The sequence below is a fragment of the Enterocloster lavalensis genome (assembly GCF_046603895.1).
In the GTDB taxonomy this organism is placed as follows: Bacteria; Bacillota; Clostridia; order Lachnospirales; family Lachnospiraceae; genus Enterocloster; species Enterocloster lavalensis.
Map to the genome: position 1 here is coordinate 1,125,096 of NZ_CP176637.1, position 20,221 is coordinate 1,145,316.

Annotated in this window: 17 protein-coding genes and 1 pseudogene; 8 read left to right on the top strand and 10 right to left on the bottom strand. The window is 56.8% G+C overall.

From position 1 onward, the window contains the following. Nucleotides 1-25: 25 nt before the first annotated feature. Genes ACK2JC_RS04980 through ACK2JC_RS04990 form a run of 3 tightly spaced genes read right to left on the bottom strand, consistent with a single transcriptional unit; the run spans nucleotide 26 to nucleotide 2,286 of the window. Complete coding sequence (locus tag ACK2JC_RS04980) at nucleotides 26-1,441, bottom strand: PTS transporter subunit IIC (RefSeq protein ID WP_227169173.1); 1,416 nt, start codon at nucleotides 1,439-1,441, stop codon at nucleotides 26-28. Between the two features lie 26 nt (nucleotides 1,442-1,467). Continuing rightward, a complete protein-coding gene (locus ACK2JC_RS04985) occupies nucleotides 1,468-1,779 on the bottom strand; it encodes a hypothetical protein (RefSeq protein ID WP_024736918.1) in 312 nt (103 codons plus the stop codon). Nucleotides 1,780-1,836: 57 nt separating this feature from the next. Further along, a complete protein-coding gene (locus tag ACK2JC_RS04990; protein ID WP_107434423.1) occupies nucleotides 1,837-2,286 on the bottom strand; it encodes a PTS sugar transporter subunit IIA in 450 nt (149 codons plus the stop codon). A 347-nt stretch (nucleotides 2,287-2,633) separates the two neighbouring features. Here ACK2JC_RS04990 and ACK2JC_RS04995 point away from each other — a divergent pair, with 347 nt between their 5' ends. From ACK2JC_RS04995 to ACK2JC_RS05005, 3 genes and pseudogenes are all read left to right on the top strand, one after another. Further along, nucleotides 2,634-3,104 (top strand): RpiB/LacA/LacB family sugar-phosphate isomerase, encoded by a 471-nt coding sequence (locus ACK2JC_RS04995; RefSeq protein ID WP_092361856.1) that lies wholly within the window; start codon nucleotides 2,634-2,636, stop codon nucleotides 3,102-3,104. A gap of 23 nt (nucleotides 3,105-3,127) precedes the next feature. Beyond that, nucleotides 3,128-3,975, top strand: a pseudogene (locus ACK2JC_RS05000) (triose-phosphate isomerase). After that, nucleotides 3,972-5,249 carry a RuBisCO large subunit C-terminal-like domain-containing protein gene (locus ACK2JC_RS05005; protein ID WP_320938594.1) on the top strand — a complete coding sequence of 426 codons (1,278 nt, stop codon included), beginning with the start codon at nucleotides 3,972-3,974 and terminating at the stop codon, nucleotides 5,247-5,249. Before ACK2JC_RS05000 ends, ACK2JC_RS05005 begins: the two are co-directional and overlap by 4 nt. Before the next feature lie 472 nt (nucleotides 5,250-5,721). Here the strand turns inward: ACK2JC_RS05005 and ACK2JC_RS05010 are convergent, their stop codons facing one another. After that, nucleotides 5,722-6,435: a CAP domain-containing protein gene (locus ACK2JC_RS05010; protein WP_227169177.1), complete on the bottom strand. Its 714-nt coding sequence runs from the start codon at nucleotides 6,433-6,435 to the stop codon at nucleotides 5,722-5,724. Nucleotides 6,436-6,899: 464 nt separating this feature from the next. Between ACK2JC_RS05010 and sdaAB the strand changes: the two genes are divergently transcribed. The 3 genes from sdaAB (at nucleotide 6,900) to ACK2JC_RS05025 (ending at nucleotide 9,533) form a co-directional block, all read left to right on the top strand. Next, entirely contained in the window at nucleotides 6,900-7,559 is a 660-nt protein-coding gene (sdaAB, locus tag ACK2JC_RS05015; protein WP_107434427.1) for an L-serine ammonia-lyase, iron-sulfur-dependent subunit beta, read from the top strand. A gap of 270 nt (nucleotides 7,560-7,829) precedes the next feature. Continuing rightward, nucleotides 7,830-8,771, top strand: a complete 942-nt coding sequence (sdaAA, locus tag ACK2JC_RS05020) for an L-serine ammonia-lyase, iron-sulfur-dependent, subunit alpha (RefSeq protein ID WP_320938593.1) — start codon at nucleotides 7,830-7,832, stop codon at nucleotides 8,769-8,771. Between the two features lie 102 nt (nucleotides 8,772-8,873). Further along, nucleotides 8,874-9,533 (top strand): hypothetical protein, encoded by a 660-nt coding sequence (locus ACK2JC_RS05025; protein WP_320938592.1) that lies wholly within the window; start codon nucleotides 8,874-8,876, stop codon nucleotides 9,531-9,533. A 144-nt stretch (nucleotides 9,534-9,677) separates the two neighbouring features. Here ACK2JC_RS05025 and gpr read toward each other — a convergent pair whose 3' ends face one another. After that, nucleotides 9,678-10,667, bottom strand: a complete 990-nt coding sequence (gene gpr, locus ACK2JC_RS05030; protein ID WP_330391375.1) for a GPR endopeptidase — start codon at nucleotides 10,665-10,667, stop codon at nucleotides 9,678-9,680. A 248-nt stretch (nucleotides 10,668-10,915) separates the two neighbouring features. Between gpr and rpsT the strand changes: the two genes are divergently transcribed. Then, on the top strand, nucleotides 10,916-11,179 hold the full coding sequence (rpsT, locus tag ACK2JC_RS05035) for a 30S ribosomal protein S20 (protein ID WP_024736925.1): 264 nt from the start codon (nucleotides 10,916-10,918) through the stop codon (nucleotides 11,177-11,179). 139 nt (nucleotides 11,180-11,318) lie between these two features. Here rpsT and ltrA read toward each other — a convergent pair whose 3' ends face one another. The 4 genes from ltrA to ACK2JC_RS05055 all read right to left on the bottom strand — a co-directional run bounded on the left by ltrA (nucleotide 11,319) and on the right by ACK2JC_RS05055 (nucleotide 17,218). Continuing rightward, entirely contained in the window at nucleotides 11,319-12,710 is a 1,392-nt protein-coding gene (ltrA, locus tag ACK2JC_RS05040; RefSeq protein WP_411338459.1) for a group II intron reverse transcriptase/maturase, read from the bottom strand. 507 nt (nucleotides 12,711-13,217) lie between these two features. Continuing rightward, on the bottom strand, nucleotides 13,218-14,618 hold the full coding sequence (locus tag ACK2JC_RS05045; protein WP_368271707.1) for an MFS transporter: 1,401 nt from the start codon (nucleotides 14,616-14,618) through the stop codon (nucleotides 13,218-13,220). Between the two features lie 18 nt (nucleotides 14,619-14,636). Beyond that, on the bottom strand, nucleotides 14,637-16,346 hold the full coding sequence (locus ACK2JC_RS05050) for a glycoside hydrolase family 3 protein (RefSeq protein WP_411338460.1): 1,710 nt from the start codon (nucleotides 16,344-16,346) through the stop codon (nucleotides 14,637-14,639). A gap of 17 nt (nucleotides 16,347-16,363) precedes the next feature. Continuing rightward, nucleotides 16,364-17,218, bottom strand: a complete 855-nt coding sequence (locus ACK2JC_RS05055) for an HAD family hydrolase (protein ID WP_320936894.1) — start codon at nucleotides 17,216-17,218, stop codon at nucleotides 16,364-16,366. Between the two features lie 178 nt (nucleotides 17,219-17,396). Here ACK2JC_RS05055 and ACK2JC_RS05060 point away from each other — a divergent pair, with 178 nt between their 5' ends. Further along, nucleotides 17,397-18,674, top strand: a complete 1,278-nt coding sequence (locus tag ACK2JC_RS05060) for an AraC family transcriptional regulator (protein WP_320936895.1) — start codon at nucleotides 17,397-17,399, stop codon at nucleotides 18,672-18,674. A gap of 35 nt (nucleotides 18,675-18,709) precedes the next feature. Here ACK2JC_RS05060 and ACK2JC_RS05065 read toward each other — a convergent pair whose 3' ends face one another. Further along, nucleotides 18,710-20,221: an ABC transporter ATP-binding protein gene (locus ACK2JC_RS05065; protein WP_092361878.1), complete on the bottom strand. Its 1,512-nt coding sequence runs from the start codon at nucleotides 20,219-20,221 to the stop codon at nucleotides 18,710-18,712.

Consider the following 20,221-nt stretch of genomic DNA (forward strand, 5'->3'; position numbering starts at 1 on the left):
CATTCATCGAATTATGCTGTTATCCCTATTGTGCAGCAGATGCAATCCCTCCGGGATTCAGAGCCTGATTCTCCAGAGCCGCGTAGATCTTCTCTTTGTTCTTGCGGATCAGCACGTAGGAAACCGCGTAGACCGCCACAAGAAGCGCGATTAGGATCGGATTTTGGCTGGCGAATATCAGGAAGGTCAGGTAACCGATGGGCTGTCCGATGATAATAAAGGACGTAACCATCATTGCGCCGCCGGAACCCAGGGAGCCGCCGGCCACCTTCACAACCTCCGTAAATGTGCTGCCGCAGGCGGAGCAGATATACAGGAAGATGATACATACAATGGTGGAACCGATGACGGATTTCACCACGTTGCCGTTGGACATTGCCACGATGGGCTGGATCACGTAAGGAATCGCAACCAGGTCTACCATCGGCAGAGTTGTGTTGCCGGGCAGAACGAACGCAAGCAGCAGGATGATGGGCATGGTCAGCAGGCCGGAAACCAGGGTTGCAGTCTCGCCGTAACCGGTAGCGTCGTTTACTGCCAGGTACCACTCGCCCTTGAATCCTTTGGTCTTTTTCTTGGAAGCCTCTGTCAGAGCCGTAAATGCGCCGGAGAAAATGGAAGAGATCTTCGGGAACACGGACATAACAGCGGAAGTCGCAACGCCGCAGCTGAGGATTTCGCCCCAGGCAGCCAGCTGGGTGATTCTGGTAATGTTGCCCACGAAGCCGATCAGGATACCAAGGATCAGGCCCAGGGTCATGGGCTCGCCGATGATTCCCAGTTTTTTACGCATGCCGTTGGGATCCATCTGGATCTTGTACAGGCCCATTTTGTTGAGCAGCCAGTTGAGCGGGATGGCGATCACCGCCACCGTGGCCGTATGTAAGGAAGCGATGGAACAGCCGGGATAGCCATAGTAGGTGGACCATCTCTTGGCGATCACCTCGGTGATCAGCAGGGTGATTAACAGCTGCATGGTCATCAGGCAGATGGCAAGGAACATATTGCCGGTCAGAACGTACAGCATGGAACCCCAGCAGAAGTAGGAATAGTTGTTCCACAGATCGCCCGCCTGGAAAACGGTGGTGTATCTGGACAGGAACAGTCCTACCTGAAGCAGGATTGCGATTACCACGAACACCATACCGGCCTGTGTGGAGTACGCCACAACCGAGGTATTGGGCCAGCCCGCATCGTATACCGGCAGGTTCACGCCGCTGGTCTCAACCATGCGGGTGATGATCGGCTCGATGATGGGACCGTAGGCTCCGATTACCAGGTTAAAGCCCTGCAGGCCGACACCGGCTGACAATGCGGAGATAAAAGCCTTTTTGGGCTTTACCTTAAACGCAAGGTTGATGACGAACATAATCATAGGAACGAATACGACTGCGCTAAATGTGTCAAAGAATGCCTTTACTGCTCCAAAAAACATATCCATGGTTTATCCCCCTTATCTTTCCACAGTTACTTTCCAGCTGCTTTGAAGATCTCCAGTGCTTTTTCCAAAAATTCATCCTCTCCCAATCCGGTGATCAGACCGATGGCGGGCAGAGCCGGTGTGCCGTTTAACTCATCCTCGTCGATGGGGCTTGCGTAGGCGACCAGATCATATTTGTCCCGCGCAAGATAAGTTCCCATCTCGCTGGGATTGGCTTCCATCGCGGAAACCTCATAGCCCTCGTCCTCGAACATCTCCGTCAGCTTGTTGGCAATCATCGAAGATGTCACAATGCCCGAGCCGCACACGGTTAATAATTTGATACTTTTCTTTCCCATAGATAAAACCTTCCTTTCTGAGATAAATATTATAGTTGTTCCACTGTGCTCCGCGGGTTAAAACAGCTGCGGGTTCACAATAGAATAAACTTCGTCCACATCCCCGGCCTCCCGGATCTGATTTAACGCCTCCGGGTTCTGGATCAGCTTCATGATCTTGCGCAGCAGCTTGATCTGGTCCTTGGGATCGGTAATCGCCAGCATAAACAGCAGGCGCGGGTGAAGGGTGATCTCCGGCGAGCCCATCTGGTGAAACTCCACCGGTTCTCTCAGCACGCAGATGCCCATGGCGGGCTCGTTTACATGCTCCGCAAATGTGTGGGGCACCGCAATATCAAACGCGGTGGCAGGCAGCGCGGTGGGGTACTGGGCCTCCCGGGCTACAATGGCATCCGGATAGCTGGGTTTGGCAACCCCGGACTCCACAAACAGTCCGGCCATGATCCGCAGCGCCTCTTCAGCTGTTTTTGCTTCCACATCCAGTCTGATCAGCTCTTTTCTCAGCATTTTTTCAAATTCTCCTTAATATTGTTTTAGTGAATTCATGAAAATACAAAAAACTTTCTCGAAAATTTCTGGGTATATTGTATCATATTCTTTTCGTTTTAACAATACTTTTTATCATAATTTTGTTTATTTATTTTTGTTTGTTTTTATTTTACGCCTTAATAATTTTGTTTTTCTTGATTTATATTTGTTTTAAGGCGAAAACGCACATTTTTTACATGATTTATACCTTATTTTTGATCCAAAACTCAAAAAATACCATATTTTATTTTGTTTTTGTCTTGATTGTAGGGTTTTCCTGTGCTAATATGGGTTTAACAAGACCGTATCGCAAGGAGGATTTCCAGATGAAGAAAACCATAGTCATCGGCTGTGACAACGCGGCCGTCAGCATGAAGAATCAGCTTAAAGCGTACATGGAAGCAGCAGGGTACACGGTGGAGGACATGGGCTGCGACAGCCCGGACGATCCGATCTACTATCCCTACGTGGCTGCCAAGGCCTGCCAGGCCATCATTGACAGCGGTTATACTAAGGAAGGAGTTCTGATCTGCGGCACCGGGCTTGGCATGGCCATGACCGCCAACAAATTCCCCGGCATCCGCGCAGGCGTCTGCCACGACAGTTTTTCCGGCGAGCGTTTAAAGCTCAGCAACAACGGCAATGTGATCTGCTTCGGCGAGCGTGTGATCGGCGTGGAGCTGGCCAAGAAAATTCTGGGCGAATGGCTGACCCTGGAGTTCAAGGATGGCTCCTCTACCCCCAAAGTGGCGGCGATTAACGAGCTGGAACATCACAATATGAAGGCCGGGGCCTGACCGGCAGCGGATGGAGGGTACATATGAAACGTTTAGACCGGCTTTACATGGGAACCAACACAAAAATGTATAAGACCATCTCCGACACCACCGTCTTTCTCTCCCGCCTGGACCAGCTGACGGCGGATATCCCGGCGGACCATTTGGAGCTGTTTGTCATTCCGTCCTACACCTCCCTGGAATCCGCCTCGCGGACCGTGTCCGGGGGCGGATCCGGGTCGGAGCCCAAAACATGGGCTGGGAGGATGAAGGCCAGTTCACCGGGGAGATTTCCCCCGTCATGCTGCAGGAAATCGGAGTAAACCTGGCCATGATCGGCCACTCTGAGCGCCGCCACGTATTCGGCGAGACGGACCGCCAGGAAGAGAAAAAAGTAGCCAAGGCCATCTCCTCCGGCTTCACCGCCCTTCTATGCATCGGCGAGACCGCCGAGGACAAAGCCTACGGCCTCAGCGACGAAACGCTGCGCGCCCAGCTGAAAATCGGCCTCCACTCCATCACCGCAGAGCAGGCCGCCAACCTCTGGATCGCCTACGAGCCAGTCTGGGCCATCGGCGTAAACGGCGTCCCGGCGGACGAGCATTACGCCGACGAGCGCCACCGCGTGATCAAGGAAACTCTGTCCGAGCTCTTCGGCCCTGAAACCGGCCTGGACATCCCGGTGCTCTACGGCGGCAGCGTAAACCCCGAAAACGCTCCCCTTCTAATTCAGATGCCCCACATAGACGGCCTGTTTATCGGCAGAAGCGCCTGGGACGCAGACCGTTTCAACGCGATCATACGCACCGTCCTGCCACTGTTCGGCAGCCGGAAAAACGCTGCCTCCCCCCAATCCGGCAGCTGCAAATCCCAAAAGGAGGAAATCCGATGAGCCATCCATCCCTGTTCGTTCTCCCGGAACACGTCCGGGACCAGGATTACGCCCTGGCCACCTACTATATCCAGCTGGATCCGTCGGTGGATGTGGTGAAAAAAGCGGAAACCATGGCCGTAGGGCAGACCGTTGGCACATGGGTGCCGGTGCCCGGCGTCACCGACGAGATGCGTGAAAAGCACATGGGCCGTGTCGTGAATATTCTGGACGCCCCGCCCTGCGAGCTGAGCACCCAGATTGGCGACGGCCTGCGCACCTACTTCATCCAGATCGCCTACCCCACCGTAAACTTCGGCCCCCAGTTTCCCATGATGTTCACCACCCTGCTGGGCAACGACGCCTCCACCAGCGCCCAGGTAAAGCTGGTGGACCTCCAGCTCCCTGAAGCCTTTCTCAGCCATTTCAAAGGCCCCAAATTCGGCATCCAGGGCCTGCGTGAGCTGACCGGCGTCTGGGACCGCCCGCTCCTTCTCAACATGATCAAGCCCTGCACCGGCCTGACCCCCGAAGCCGGAGCCAAAATCTTCTACGAAACCGCCCTGGGCGGCGTAGACTTCATCAAGGACGACGAGCTTCTGGCAAACCTGGACTTCTGCCCCGCAGCCAAGCGGGTCAAAGCCTACAACGAAGCCGCCAAAGCCGCCTACGAAAAAACCGGCAAGGAGACCATCTACATCTGCAACATTACCGACTCCTCCGCCCGTCTCAAGGACACCCTAAGCGCCGTCTTAGAAGCCGGAGCCAAAGCCGTGATGTTATGCTTTTCCACCGTAGGCTACAGCACCTTCCGCGCCATCTCCGAGCAGATCCCCATCCCGGTCATGGGCCACTACGCGGCCAGCGGAATCAGCAACGAGGGCCTGAACAGCGGTCTCAGCTCCCACCTGTCCATCGGAAAATTCCCCCGTATGGCCGGAGCCGACCTGGTCATGATGAACACCCCCTACGGCGGCTACCCCCTGACCCGGCAGCAATACTTCAAAACCGCCCACCAGTTAAGCCTGCCCTGCTGCCATTTAAAGCCCACCATGCCCATCTGCGGCGGCGGCGTCCACCCCGGCATGGTCCAGCGCTTTATCGACGACTTCGGCACCGACATCATTCTGGCCGCCGGAGGCGCCATCCAAGGCCACCCCCAAGGCCCCGCCGCCGGCGTCCGCGCCATGTCCCAAGCCATCACCGCCGCCCTAACCCACACCCCCCTAACCACCGCCGCCACCCACCACCCCGAACTAAAAACCGCCCTAGACCTCTTCTCCCCCACCCCCTAGAGCAAAAAAGGAGCCTCAAGTCCCCCACCCCCGACCAGAGGCTCCTTTTTTGCTCCCTCTCCCCCAGCAATTCAACGGCAAAAACGTGTCTGCCAAAGCAACTCCATAGCCCCTCGCAACCTCCCCGTCCCACCCCCATCGCCCTTCTCGACCCCCAGCGAGTGAGCGGCAGGGGAGCGGGGGCGGAGGTGACTGTGTAGCGGTTCGCAGCGTCTTAGGCGGAATCGGTGTGAAAAGGCGGGATTGCGCAGGGCTCTCAAAGCCCGGAGCAAAGCGTAGGCGGAGGGGCCGGCATCAAGCCGGCGCCGGAGCTCGGAGCGGTGCCCGCCTTTTCGCGCCGATTCCGTCTTAGACGCTGCCACCGCGGAGCCCCGGAACCTCAGCCCCCGCTCCCCTGCCGCTCACGCCCGGATGCATCTAAAAACCCCCAAAAAAGAAGAGGCATGCCCAAGCACACCTCTCCATTCAAATCCTAGTATGTAAACACCTGCACCCAATACCCCACTCCACTTCCATTCTCATAATACCCCACTCCAATATCCGTAAACTGTCCATTCAAAATATTCCCCCGATGCCCCGCGCTATTCATCCAAGTCTCCATCACCGCCTCCGGCGTAGGCTGTCCATACGCAATATTCTCCCCCGACCCGCGGAAGCTCACCCCATTCTGCGTCAAAACCGTACTAAACCCGCTCCCATCCGGTCTGGTATGAGAAAAAGACCGCTCAATCTCCTTCGCCCTCACTTCGGCGGCCCCCATCATCCGGCTGTTCGCCTTCACCGGCTGAAGCCCCGCCTTTGCGCGCTCCGCGTTCACCAGCTCCACCACCTTCGCAGCATAAGCGCTCACGCTGCCGTTCTGATCCGGCTGGGACGGCACCCCGATATCCGGCAGCTGGGAATTCCCGCCGTCCGGCAGCACAGGCAGCTCCATATCCGGGAACACCGGCATATTGTTATCCGGCATATTCGGAACATTAAAATCCGGGAACACAATCTGCGGCCCATTTCCATCCGGTCTCATATTTCCCCAGCCAATCACCTGTCCATTCCCATAATCGCAGCCGTAAGAACCGCTCCCCCCAACCACGTAAGTCAGCACCGCCGCCTGGGATGTCATCGCCATGGTTCCGGTCATTGTCATGGCCGCCAGGGCCGTCATTGCATATAATGGTAATTTTCTCATGTTTTGCCTCCTGTATTGTTACATAATTTTTACATTTCTGTTACAAACATAGGATAACATAAAAAATATGGCAATTACACTAGGAGATCCCTGGCAGAAAACCCAGCCATCTGCCATTGACGCCGCGGCCGCCGCACAAAAACACCTTTCCGGGAATCCGACGCGGATTTTTATTCCTTTTTTATCCGTTTTTTCCGTTTACATCCTTTTCCGGCAACGTTTTTTAGGCTATAATAAAGGATGCCGGTTTACATCCAACCAATCGGGCGTTTTCTCAAAAACTGCCTGCAAAAACCGGCCCACGGCCTCCCCTGCCCGCAGCAGGCGGACAGCCCATACGTTTCGCAAGAGCCAATGCCAACCGCCGCGGCATTTCCCCCGCAGGCTGCCGCCCGGACCAGGCGGATCGCCAGGACCCAGGCCCATAGCCCTTCGCGAAAATAAACAGAAAGGCAGATAAACATATGAATGTATTCGACATCCTGGGGCCCGTGATGATCGGCCCCTCCAGCTCCCACACCGCCGGAGCGGCGCGGATCGGGCGCATCGCCAGAACGCTCCTTGGCACCGAACCGGTGAAAGCGGACATCCTGCTTCACGGCTCCTTTGCCAAGACTTACAAGGGCCACGGCACCGACAAGGCGCTGATCGCAGGCATCATGGGCATGGAGACCGACGACCCGCGTATCCGTCTGGCCCCGGAGCTGGCCCGCGAGAAGGGCCTTGAGGTGAACATCACCACCGGCGACATTGACGGCGCCCACCCCAACACCGCCCGGGTGATTCTCACCGATGTGGACGGACGCACGGTAATCCTTTTGGGCAGCAGCATCGGGGGCGGCAACATTCTGGTGCGCGAGATCAACGGCATGGACGTGTCCATCACCGGGCAGCACACCACCCTCATCGTGCTCCACCGGGACGCCCCCGGCACCATCGCCTCCGTCACCGAGGTACTGGCCGATGCCGGAGTCAACATCTGCAACTTCCGCCTGTCCCGTGAGCAGAAGGGCGGACAGGCTGTTATGACCATCGAGATCGACGGCAGCTTCGGGCAGGAGCTCAACGACAAGGTGCAGGTTCTGCCCAACATCTTCTCCAGCACCATGCTCCAGCCCATCTGACGGGAGAGTTTTTCGGCGTGGCCGGAGGCCCCGCCGCGGCTGGAACTTCTCTCTGCGGCCGGAAATCCCGCCGCGGCCGGAACTTCTCTCTGCGGCCGGAAATCCAGCCGTGGCCGGAACTTCTCCCTGCGGCCGGGAATCCCCTCCGCTGCCGGAGCTCCCGGCCCGGCCGGCAAACAGCGGATCAGACACCGGCACGGGCTCACCCTCACCAATTCCGCCCCTTACCGGGCGGCAGACAATCTTACAACTACGGAAAGGAATTTTCCCATGGAAATCGAATTTACTTACAATACCCTCTCCTCCCTGATCGCGGCGGCTGAGAAATCCGGCCTGCCGGTCTCCCGTCTGGTGCTGATGCAGCAGGCGGAGCAGATGGAGCTGAGCGAGGATGAAATCTACCGGCATATGGAGGAGACGTACCGGGTCATGGCCTCCTGCATTGAACCCGGCTGCGCCCCGGACCTGCGCAGCACCAGCGGCCTCACCGGAGGCAGCGCTTACAAGATGAGCCAGGTCTCAAAGTCCGGCAGGAGCCTGACCGGCTCCCTGCTCTCCGGCGCGCTGTACCGGGCGCTGGCGGTCTCTGAGCTGAACGCCTCCATGGGCCGCATCGTGGCCGCGCCCACCGCCGGAAGCTGCGGCATCCTGCCCGCCGCCCTGCTGACTATGCAGGAGGAGCGGGACATCCCGGAGCGTGACTGCGTCATGGCCCTGTTCACCGCCTCCGCGGTGGGCATCGTCATCGCCAACAACGCCAGCCTGGCCGGAGCCCAGGGCGGCTGTCAGGCCGAGTGCGGCTCCGCTGCGGCCATGGCGGCCGCAGCCATCACCGAGCTGGCGGGCGGCACCCCGGCCATGATCTCCCACGCCGTTGCCATCGCCCTGAAAAATATTCTGGGCCTGGTCTGCGACCCTGTGGCCGGGCTGGTGGAAATCCCCTGCATCAAGCGCAACGCCTCCGGCGTGGCCGGGGCCTTTGTGGCCGCTGAGCTGGCCCTTGCCGGAATCGAGAGCGCCATCCCCGCCGACGAGGTCATTTGGGCCATGAAAAAGGTGGGCGACACCATGCCCACCGCTCTCAAGGAAACAGCCGAGGGCGGCCTGGCCGCCACCCCCACCGGGCGCAGGCTCCACGAGCAGGTATTCGGCACCGCGGCGGACGGCCTGACAGGCGGCTGCGCGGCCTGCGGAGGCTGTCCCTCCCGGTAAGTCCCATGCGGGTTGTAATCCGGATACCCGGATTCTCAACCCGCTTTTTCAATTCTGCACATCGGCAGTTGATAAGAAATGATGAAAGGCAGGGAGCCACAGATGAACAGGCTGCTGGTTGAAATTGAAAAATTCAAGAAGTGGTCGGAATTGACCTTTCCCTGCCATATCGCCGGTGATATCGGCGGAGAATGGGAAACCGGTTACAACGGTTGGGATGCGGTCTACGCCGCATTTGAAGAAGCGCTTAACCGGCTGCGCCCTGAGGATTTTACCGCGGATGAGCTGGCCCCGCTTCTATATATAATTGCCCGGGACAATGAATGCGAGATCCTCGCTCAAACTCTCTCTGAACACGATGTCTGGTTTGTAAAGGTCTGCCATCTGGCCCTGCAAAGTTCAGATCCGGAGGCCAGGTGGCAGCTGGCATCCCGGCTGCATGGGATGAAAGACCACGACCAGGCCAGGCGCTTCCTGGAAGCATTTGTCCGAGATGAGGACGAGTACGTTTCCCGGAGAGCGCTGTTGGAAATGCCCGCTTTGCAGCCGGACAGGGTGGAGGACTATGCCGCCTGGTTTTGGGACCGGGATTGCCACGCCGAGATGCAGGAATACCAGCGTATGGCGGCCCTGACTGTGCTGGAAGACGTCCATTCCCCGTTGCTGGAAGAATATCTGGAACGCGCCCGTTCTGACGGCCGCCCATACCTGCTCAGCTGCGCGGACCGGATCCTTTCACGGCGGAAACGACCTGGTGCCTGACCGCACTTGTTATGCGCGCCCCGCGCCTTAAACGCACCCGCAACTTAAACGTACCCGCAACTTATATACACCCACGCCTCAAATGCCCCCAGCTTTAAACGCGCTCGCACCTTAAGCACACATCCTGCGATTAAAAACACACCCTTAAAACACCGCCCTGTGAATCCCCTCAGAGATGGTGAAGCTCAGCTGCTTCACCGTCTCGTCGATGTCCGGCGGCGTCACGTACAGCGGCCCGAACTCCGGCTCCAGCAGCTCCCGGATCAGCTCATACTGCTCCTCCGAGTCCATATCCCCCACCCATTTGCCGGTGGCCTTTGTGCTCTCGCTCTGGGACAGGGCGTTAATCAGGGCGGACACCGTGTCGTGGACAATGGCCGCGGCCCCCACCACCGTGGGCACGCCGATGGCCAGCACCGGGATTCCCAGACTGTCCTTTGTCAGGCTGTGCCGGTGGTTTCCCACTCCGGAGCCTGGGTGGATCCCCGTGTCCGTCAGCTGGATGGTGGTCCCCAGCCTGCGCACGCTCCTGGCCGCCAGGGCGTCGATGACAATCAGCATCTGGGGCCGGGTCTGGTGGATGATCCCCTTCAAAATCTCAGCGGTCTCCATTCCGGTCTGAGCCATTACCCCCGGAGTAATGCCGCTGATGGCGGGTAGGTCCCGCTTTTTCAGGAAATCCTCCCCGTACTCCCCGGTCAGATGTCTGGTCACCTGGAGGTTGTTCAGCACCCGGGGCCCCAGGGAATCCGGCGTGACGGAAGGATTTCCCAGTCCGACCACCAGCACTGAGAGCGTTTCCCGCTCCTGGCCTTTTAACATCTGGTCCATCAGCTTTTTCAGCTGGGTCCCCAGCTCGTCGGAAATCTCGCTGTGGTACTCGTCGTCCTTTTTGGACAGCCGGTCCGCCTCCAGGGTCAGGTAGGTGCCCATGGGTTTTCCCATGGCCTTTGCGCCCTGTTCATTTAAAATCCGGACCTCCGTCAGCTTGACACCCGTCTGTTTGCGGTCCCACTCCTTTAGGGACACGCCGGAGACCTCCCCGCCGTCTCCCTCAAAACTCTCCCGCTCCTCCAGAGCCAGGTCCGTCCGCACCTCAAACTGCCCGATTCTGCTCTTTTCCATCTCTTCCATTTACCGTATCCGCCTTTCGCACATTTTATTTAAGGAACATTTTCAATCGTCCGGACGGCCAATTTTGCCGCCGCCTGCACGCTTACCAATATTTTTCCAAAAACCTCCCTAAAATATGTATTTAGATATTGACTTTTCCTTCTGAATTGGCTAAAATACAAAGGTATGTTTACATTGAACTGTCCGTGTCCAGGCTTTGATGGAAAACACAAAGATAATTATTCATGAAGAAACGGAGGTGTATTTCATTGGCTAACATTAAATCTGCTAAGAAGAGAATTTTAGTAAACGAGACGAAAGCTGCTAGAAACAAAGCGATCCGGTCTAAGGTTAAAACTATGGTTAAGAAGGTTGAAGCTGCTGTTGCTGCTGGGGACAAGGCTGCTGCCCAGGCTGCTCTGCTGGCTGCCACTTCTGAGATCGACAAGGCTACCACAAAGGGAGTTTATCACAAGAACACTGCTTCCCGCAAAGTGAGCCGTTTATCCAAGGCTGTTAATTCCATCGCTTAATAGATAGAGACAACCTTTCTCCTTCCGGACCAACCCACCGGGAGGATTTTTTATGCCCATTGCATTCAATCGAGTAGGAGGGAGTGATTAGCTCCCGTCCTCTCACACCACCGTGCGTACCGTTCGGTACACGGCGGTTTCAACAGTTGACGTGCACCGACTGATAGGCGGCAGCTAAATCATAAAAGCCACTGCTTATCAGTCTTTCTTTTGTCATTGCCAGATTCACCGCTACCGTATGCGTCGTAAACCAATAACCTCTTCGGCTATTTCCTGCTTGCCATGCCAAGTCTTCCGGCACTCCCATTTTCCGCAGGTTCTTCACCCTCGTTTTCGGTTTCTTCCATTGCTTCCATATACACATTCGGATTCTGTGGTATAGCCACTTATTGAGTTCGTCTATTCGCTTCTTCATATCTGCTATTCCGTAATAATTCAGCCATCCCCGCATATACACTTTTATCTTTGCTAGTGCTGGGCGTATGCTCTGAACAGACCTTCGGGAACTAAGGTCTTTCAGCTTTGACTTCATCTTCTCCCATGACTTTCCATGAACCCGGACATAGATGCCCTTTCCGTTCTTTCCCAATGTAAAGCCAAGAAACTTAAAATTTCGGATTGCAAATACACTGACTACACGGCTTTTCTCTTGGTTCACCTTCAGTTTCAGCGTCCCTTCCAGATATTTCATGCTTGTCTCCAGCAGTCTCTTTGCCGCTCTGTCGCTTTTCGCCAGCAGCACGATGTCATCTGCATAACGGACAAATATAACTCCCCGTTTCTGATACTCCTGGTCAAACTCGTTCAGATAGATGTTCGCCAGCAGAGGGGAAAGATTTCCCCCTTGCGGCGATCCTTCTTCTGTTTCCATGACTACTCCATTTTCCATAACGCCACTCTTTAGGTACCTCTTAATCCACTGGATTACCCTTTCGTCCTTTACATCTCTGCGCAGGATATTCAGGAGTATCTCATGGTTCAGAGTATCGAAGTATTTCGACAAGTCCAATGCTACCGCATGGGTATATCCCTGCTCTGCATACTCTTTCACCTTCTGAATCGCGTCTTTCGCACTTCTTCCCGGACGATAACCGTAACTGTTCTCCGAGAACAACGGCTCGTAGACCGGTGTAAGGCGCTGTGTTATCGCTTGCTGGAAAATGCGGTCTTTTACGGTTGGAATACCAAGCTTTCGTATTCCACCGTCCGGCTTGGGAATCTCCACTCGTCTCACCGGGTCAGGGGTGTACTTTCCCCTTTTTATTCTCTCGATAAGTTCTTTCTGGTTTTCCCTCAGGTATGCGCCTATTTCTTCCACGGTAATCCCGTCGATTCCTGGCGCTCCCTTGTTTGCCTTCACCCTCTTAAAAGCTCTGTTAAGGTTGCCCTTATTCAGTATCTCCTCCAAGAGTTCCGGCTGTGCACTGTCCCTTTCCTTCCATATCCGGCGGAAAGAACGGTGCGCTCTCACATACCCTTCACGTTCCGCGCTATCTCTTTGCGAGCAGCTGTCTTTGTTTTCTGTACCCAAGGCTCTTTCCTCCTTTCCCGGTTGTACTAAAGACTCCTATTGATTCGGTCCTTCACCGAAGTACCCTGTGGTACTCGACTACTATGACCTCGGCTGACTTCTGTACGTTCAGCACTACCTCTCGATAGTGGTTATCCCTTTCGGGACATTCCGCACAGACCTCCCCGGGTATCACACGTTTCTTTCTCTCCATCCATCTGCCACATTTACCATACATGATTCCGTGTAGTTATTGGGCTTCGGCTTGTAATGCAGTCTTACCCTCATGCATAGCCTGATGTGATTTCTGTCCGTCAGACCAGAGATTTGCCCATGGGTTAGTATGTTCCCCACATCCAGCTTCCTTCAGATTCCATCTCACGATGGACACCCTTGCTTTCGGCTATATCCTTCCCACTACCGGGCGGATTCCGGACTTTCACCGGTTAGAAACGTGCGCCGCCGGGCGCACACCGAAAAAAGGGGCGCGGACAGCGGGATGAAACCGCCGGTCCGCGCCCCTTTGGGCTATCTTGCCGCTCTTCTCTTTTGCAGTATCTCAGAATTCTCCTCAACCTTCTTTTTGTTCAGCGGATACACCACCAACAGCATAAAGGTCACGCAGAAAAACAACAGCGCCGGAACCAAAGTGGAGATGGTGTACAGCCCGTTTAAGACCTCGGCCGTCTGCACCTTTGCCGCCGACTCGTACCCGATCAGCCCCATGGCATAGCCACTTAAACCGCCGGCCAGGGCCTGGCCCACCTTGCGCGCAAAGGAGTACACCGCGTAGATCGTGCCGTCCTCCCGCTTCCCGTTCTTCACCTCGGCGTCGTCGATCACGTCCGTAATGTTGGCCCAGATCACCAGGTTAAAGAAGTTCACGCCCAGAAATCCGATAGCGCTGGAAATCATGTAAATCCAGGGGTTTGTCAGCTTCAGCGCGAACAGCACCAGGTACACGACTCCCGTAAAGGCTGTGGCCACCGCCGCGGCCTCCTTCTTGCCCATCCGCCCGGTGATCCGGCCCACAAATCCGGCCAGCACCAGGGACAGCATGATGTTGATGAAGGTGTAGCTGGAAAATGCCTTCACATCCCCGAAATAGTCGGCGTACAGGTACATGTTCAGGCCGCTGATCAGCAGCTGGCTCAGCATGAGGAACAGGGCCGCCCCGATGATTCCCAGCATCGCCCTGCTGGAAAAGATCGTTGCAAATGTCTGAAGCAGCGTGAACTTGGGGGCGTCCGGGTCCTTCTCGATCCGCACCCGCTCCGTGGTGCACTTGTAGCAGATCACATAACAGAGAATGGCGCAGACGGAGAATATTCCCGCCACCACCGGAAAGATGCTGCCGCCGCCCCGGATCACCTGGGCCCCATCCACATCCGTGGTGTAGATGATCACCGGGCCCAGGACTCCGATCACCAGCTGGGCCAGGTTGGCGCCCACGCCCCGGAAGGTGGACAGCGCCGTGCGCTCCTCCGGCTTCTCCGTGATGGCGGAGGCCATGGAGCCGTAGGGGATGTTAATTCCCGTGTAGCAGATGCTGCCCCAGAGCAGGTAGGTGACGTACATGTAGACGATCTTCACCGTCATGGAAGCCCCTGCAAGGGACGACTGGTACATCAGGAAGCTGGCGATGGCCACCGGGCCGGCCATCCGGCGGATCCACTGTTTAAAGCGGCCGTCCTTTCCCGGCTTGCAGATATCCACAATCCGGCCCATGGTGACGTCGGTGAAGGCGTCCACCACCCTGGCTATGAGGAACAGCGTTCCCACCGCCGCCCCCGGAATCCCCAGCACCTTCATATAAAAGACCATCAAAAAGGTGCTGGCAAATATAAACGTGAAATCATTTCCAAAATCCCCAAATAAATATCCAATCTTATCGCTGAGCCCAAAGGGCTTTACCTGTTTTTGGTCCATCTGTCTTTTCTCCCTAATTTAAAATCTGGTTTCCCATCTCCCGCAGAACACGTTTTCATTGTACCGGCCCGTAAACGGACTCTCGCCCGCCATCTTTTCCAGCGTGGCGGCAAACGTCTCGTGGGTCGGCAGATAGGAATTGATATAGCAGCGCGCCATGGGCACGTCGATCAGGTTGTTGGTGTTGCTTAAGGACACCACGAAGGCGGGCAGCTCCGACATATACCAGGGCTGTTTTGCCGGCTCATCCCATTTGATCCGCATGGTGTTGAACTGGGCGAAACCCTGGACGTTTAACACCAGCAGAACGGCGTCGTATTTCTGCCGGAACTCCTCCATTTTCCCCTTTTTCTGTTCCACCGCCGCGTCCACCGAAAATCCCCGGGCCTCCAGCTGCTCCACGATGTCCTGGATCACCGCGTCGTCGTTGCTCTTGAACTTCTGCCCCGCGATCACCGTTGCCTCGGAACCGATGTACACCAGCTTTAACCGCCCGTACCGCTCCTTTGTCATAGGCAGGTAATGGCAGCGGTCCTTGACCAGGGTTACGAAACGGTCCGCCATCTCCTTTGCCGCCTCATGGTGCTCCATGCAGCCTACCACGGCCAGATTCTCCCTGGGCGGCACCAGATTTCCCTCCGCCTTTAAGACGTGCAGGTTCAGGGCCGCCTTCACGCCCAGAATCCGGTGCAGGGCGTCGTTTAAGCGCTCCTCGGTGATAATCCCCTTGCGGTAGCCGTCCATCATGTAGCCGAAGTCCTCGTCCCGGTCGTTGAAGAACAAAAACATATCGCAGCCCGCCGCGATGGCCCCGGGTACCTGCTCGCTGCGCGGGATGGTGGCGCCGAACATGCCGATCATGTGGGAGGCGTCCGTCACCACCAGGCCGTTGAAGCCCAGCTGGCCCTTTAACAGACCGGTGATCAGTTCGGGAGCCAGGGTGGCGGGGCGAATCTCCTCGTCCTTCATCCCGGGGCAGAGCTTCTTGGAGTAGGCCGGAAGGGCGATGTGGCCCGCCATGATGGTCATGCAGCCCTCGTCGATCAGGGCTTTATAAACCTTGCCGAAGCTCTCGTCCCACTCCTCCACGCTCATGCCGTTGATGCCCATGATCAGGTGCTGGTCGTTCTCCTCCGTGCCGTCCCCGGGGAAATGCTTCATGCAGGTTGCAAAGTTCCTGGTTCTCATCCCCTTAAAGAACGCCTTGCCGTAGCGGATCACGTCCTCCGGGCTGTCGTTAAAGGCCCGCAGCTGCACGATGGTGTTGCGCCAGTTGTAGGTCAGGTCCACCACCGGGGCGAAATTCCAGTTGCAGCCCACCGCCTCGCTCTCCTTTGCGCTGATGGCCGCCATCCGGTATACTTCCTCCTCGCTGTCCATAGCCGCCATGGCCGCGCCGTTGGCTAACGTCGTGCCCTCGTTGACGCCGCCGTTTCCGCCCATCTCGCAGTTGGAGGCGATCAGCAGGGGGATTTTGGAAGAATCCTGCAGGTTCTTCGCCATCTCCCACAGCTCCTCCTTAGGGGCGTTGTGATAGCGGATGGCTCCGGGATGGTATGTACTCAGCACCGCCTGAATGGCTTCCGGCCTGCGCTCGTCGGCGTTTGCCACCATGTTGACAAATAGCTGGCCGATCTTCTCCTCCACTGTCATGGAAGCGATGGTGTCCTCCACCCACTTGATCTGTTCCTCATTTAAATAGTAAGGTTTCTGTCTTAAATCTACCATGTTTTTCCTCCTCCGGTTTATCCCTGCAAATTATTTACAAATTCTTCCAGAAGCTGTTTCTGGTTCTCCTGGCCGAACGCATTTCCGGCAAGCCGCCGCACGGCTCCCGGCAGCTCCCGCCAGCTCTCGTACTCCCGGGCCACCAGGATGGGGTAGAACCAGACCCCGTTTGCCTCCGCGGCGCTGCGGTCGCCGGGCGCGTCGCCCACCATCATCACATGGTCCGCCGGGTAGCCGTATTTCAGCAGTTCCCGGATACAGGATGCCTTGGAACCGGCGTTCTGGGCCAGCACAACGTCCACATCCCGCAGCAGGCCGTTCCCGCCCCACTCCTTCACAACCGCGTCCTGGTTGGCGGAGGAAACCACCGCGATGTCCGCGTACTGATGGATCAGCGGGATTCCCTCTTTCACGCCGGGAAAAACGCGCTTGCTCTCCTCCGGCAGCTGTTCGATCTCCAGGTTCACCGCCTGGGACCAGTGAAGGGCCTTTTTCAGGCAGGGACTTTCTTCCCTGATAGCCGCCCTCTCCAGCGCGCCGTTGCTCAGCTCATCCGACTCCTCCACCCAGTGGTTCAGGGCTTCCAGCCCCTCGATCTTCCGGTAATCCCGGTCCACCCCGGCCAACACCAGGGCCAGCGCTTTAAACCGGTTGATTCCTCTGGTCATGGAGTAGAGGTTTACCTGGTTCCAGCGGAACAAAACCGGGTCCCGCCAGTTTTCCAGCCCCCATTCCTCCACCATGCAGGGACCGAAGCACCGGTGATGCTTGATGTCCATGGTGTCCATGGCGCAGCCGTCCGAGTCGATGCAGACCAGATAATCCTTTTTCCGCTCAAAACCCGAAAACGGGTTCATTTCCATCTGTTCCATCGCTTCCTCCTTTTACCGCCTCTTGATGGATTGACTTTACCGTAAAATCAGAATATAAAAAAGGGATAATCTTGCTTTAAAATCGTACGATTTTTTGGTATACTGTAATTCAGTCCAATATTTTTATATTTATGTGTAAAATTATACGATTAATTTTTTGTTAAAATGGAGGTTTTCCATGGAACTTGACCATCTCACCCTCTTTTCCCAGATCGTCCAGGCCCACAACATCAACTGTCTCCTGGTGGACCGGGATTTTTCCAACCTGTACAAGGCGGACATGGAGCTGCGCAGCAAGCTTTACTCCAACTACGACTACGCAAGGCTGCGGGACACCATCCTGAAGCACTGCCGCCGCGGCGAGCTTTTGAAGCTGAAGGACGATTTTGGCCTGATCCTGTACATTTTCCCGCTGCCCACGGACTCCCTGGCCCAGATGGGACAGGCGGTGTGCGTCATCGCCGGCCCGGTGCTGGAGGCCGCCCCGGACCCGGGCGAAATCCAGAAAATCATGTTCCGCAAAAAACTTCCGGACAGCCTGTTTCGGGAGCTGCAGGAATTTTACAGCAGCATCGCCGTGCCCCCGGAGCTCAAATCCCTGGAGTCCACTCTGATCACCATCGCGGACCACCTGTTCGGGGAAGCCCATGTGCTGCGCTCCTACCCGGAGTCCGGGGACCTGACCCTGGAGTCCCCCTCCCAGTTCCAGGCGTTAAACGACGCCCCCTCCATCGCCATCAACACCATCGAGGAGCGCTACGAGGTGGAGGACCAGATGCTGGAGGCCGTCGCCTGCGGGGACCACATGAAGGCGTCCCGGTACCACAGCCTGTTCAAAACCTACCGGATCACCCCCAGGACGGAAAACGCCCTGATCAACCGGAAAAACATGCTGATCATCCTCAACACCCTCTGCCGCAAGGCCGTCCAGAAGGGCCACGTGCACCCCTACTACATCGACGAGCTCTCCACCCAGTTCGCCATCCGCATCAACCAGTCCCGGTCCATGACCGATCTGGACGCCATCGACAACGAGATGATCCACAAATACTGCCTGCTGGTGCGCAACCACTCCATGAAAAACTACTCCCGCCTGGTCCAGCGCTGCATCACCTACACGGACTTCCACTACGCCGAGCCCCTGACCCTCTCCTTTTTTGCGGACATGTGCCACGTGACCAAGTCCTACCTCTCCAACCTGTTCCGCAAGGAGACCGGCAACACGCTGACGGACTACATCCACACCGTGCGGCTGCGCCACGCCCTGGTTCTGCTCAACTCCACCACCATCCCCATCCAGGTGGTGGCGGCCAGCTGCGGCTACAGCGACTTAAACTACTTCATCAAGCTGTTCAAGCGGGAAAACGGAATCTCGCCCAAGCAGTACCGGGTACAGATGAACCGGAACGAAAGCGCATTGTGCATCAAAAAATCCCCGCCGGAGCCATTGCCGTGAAAGCAATGACCCCGGCGGGGATTGATTTGTGCGTTTTATTCGGTCAGACCGGCCATCAGCGGTCCCAGAGTCTCCCTGGAAGCGTCCTTCTGGTCAATGATGCCCATGATCTTACCCTCGAACATCACCATGATGCGGTCGGACAGCTCGATCAGCTCATCCAGCTCCGTTGACACCATCAGCACCGCGGTGCCACGGTCCCTCTGGCCCATGATCTGGGACTGAATGTACTTGGTCGCGCCGATGTCCAGTCCCCGGGACGGGTGAACCGCTACCAGCAGGTTGGGCGTGCGGTCCAGCTCGCGGCCCACCACGAACTTCTGCTGGTTTCCGCCGGAGAGGTTGATGGCCTTCTCCTTGATGGTGGGCGTCTTGACCTTAAACAGGTCGCAGATACTTTTGCTGTGCCCCGCGATCCATTTCCAGTTGAGGAAATTGTGCAGGGAGAACAGCTTCCGGTCGTAGCTGACCAGGATCAGATTCTCCTCCACGGACATGGCGCCGACCATGCCGTACTTGTGGCGGTCCTCCGGGATATGGGACACGTCCAGGTTCAGAATCTGCTTGGGGGTGAAGTGGGTGGTGTCCACTCCGGTGATGGTGATCTTGCCGCTGCTGGCCTGGCGCAGTCCGGTGATACACTGCACCAGCTCGGACTGGCCGTTGCCGTCCACACCGCACACGCCCAGGATTTCGCCGCCCTGGACGGAGAAGCTCACGTCCTTTAACATGGGAAGTCCCCGGTCGTTGTCGCAGCACAGGTTCTCCACCTTCAGCCGCTCGCCCCGCAGGTTCAGGGGCTTTTTGTCGGTCTTTAACTCCACCTGGTGACCCACCATCAGGTTGGCCAGCTCCTGGCGGTTGTGCACCTCGCTGATCTCCACGGTGGCGGCCAGCCTGCCCAGGCGCAGCACGGTGCAGCGGTCGCAGATTTTCATGATCTCGTTGAGCTTGTGGCTGATGAAGATCACGGTGTGCCCCTCGCCGGTCAGCATGTTCATCATGTCAAAGAGTCCGTCCACCTCGTCCGGCGTCAACACGGCGGTGGGCTCATCCAGGATCAGCAGCTTGGCGTCCCGGTACAGGGCCTTCAGAATCTCCAGGCGCTGCTGCTGGCCCACGGACAGCTGCTCCACCCGCACCCAGGGGTCGATCTCCATGTTGTAGCGTTTTCCAAGTTCTGTAAAACGCTGGGCCGCCGCCTTTAAGTCCAGCACGGCCTTGTTGTCCTGAAGTCCCAGAATCACGTTCTCAATCACGGTCAGGGCGGGGATCAGCATGAAATGCTGGTGCACCATGCCGATTCCAAGGGCGATGGCCTGCTTGGGGTCCTGGATCTTCACCGGCTTGCCGTCGAAGAAAATCTCGCCCTCGTAGGAGTCGTACATGCCGTACAGGCAGTTCATCAGAGTTGATTTGCCGGCGCCGTTTTCGCCCAGCAGCGCGTGAACCTCGCCTTTTTTGATGCTCAGGTTCACATCTTCATTTGCCACCACGGAAGCAAACCGTTTGGTGATATGCTTCATCTCTAAGATATATTCAGACAT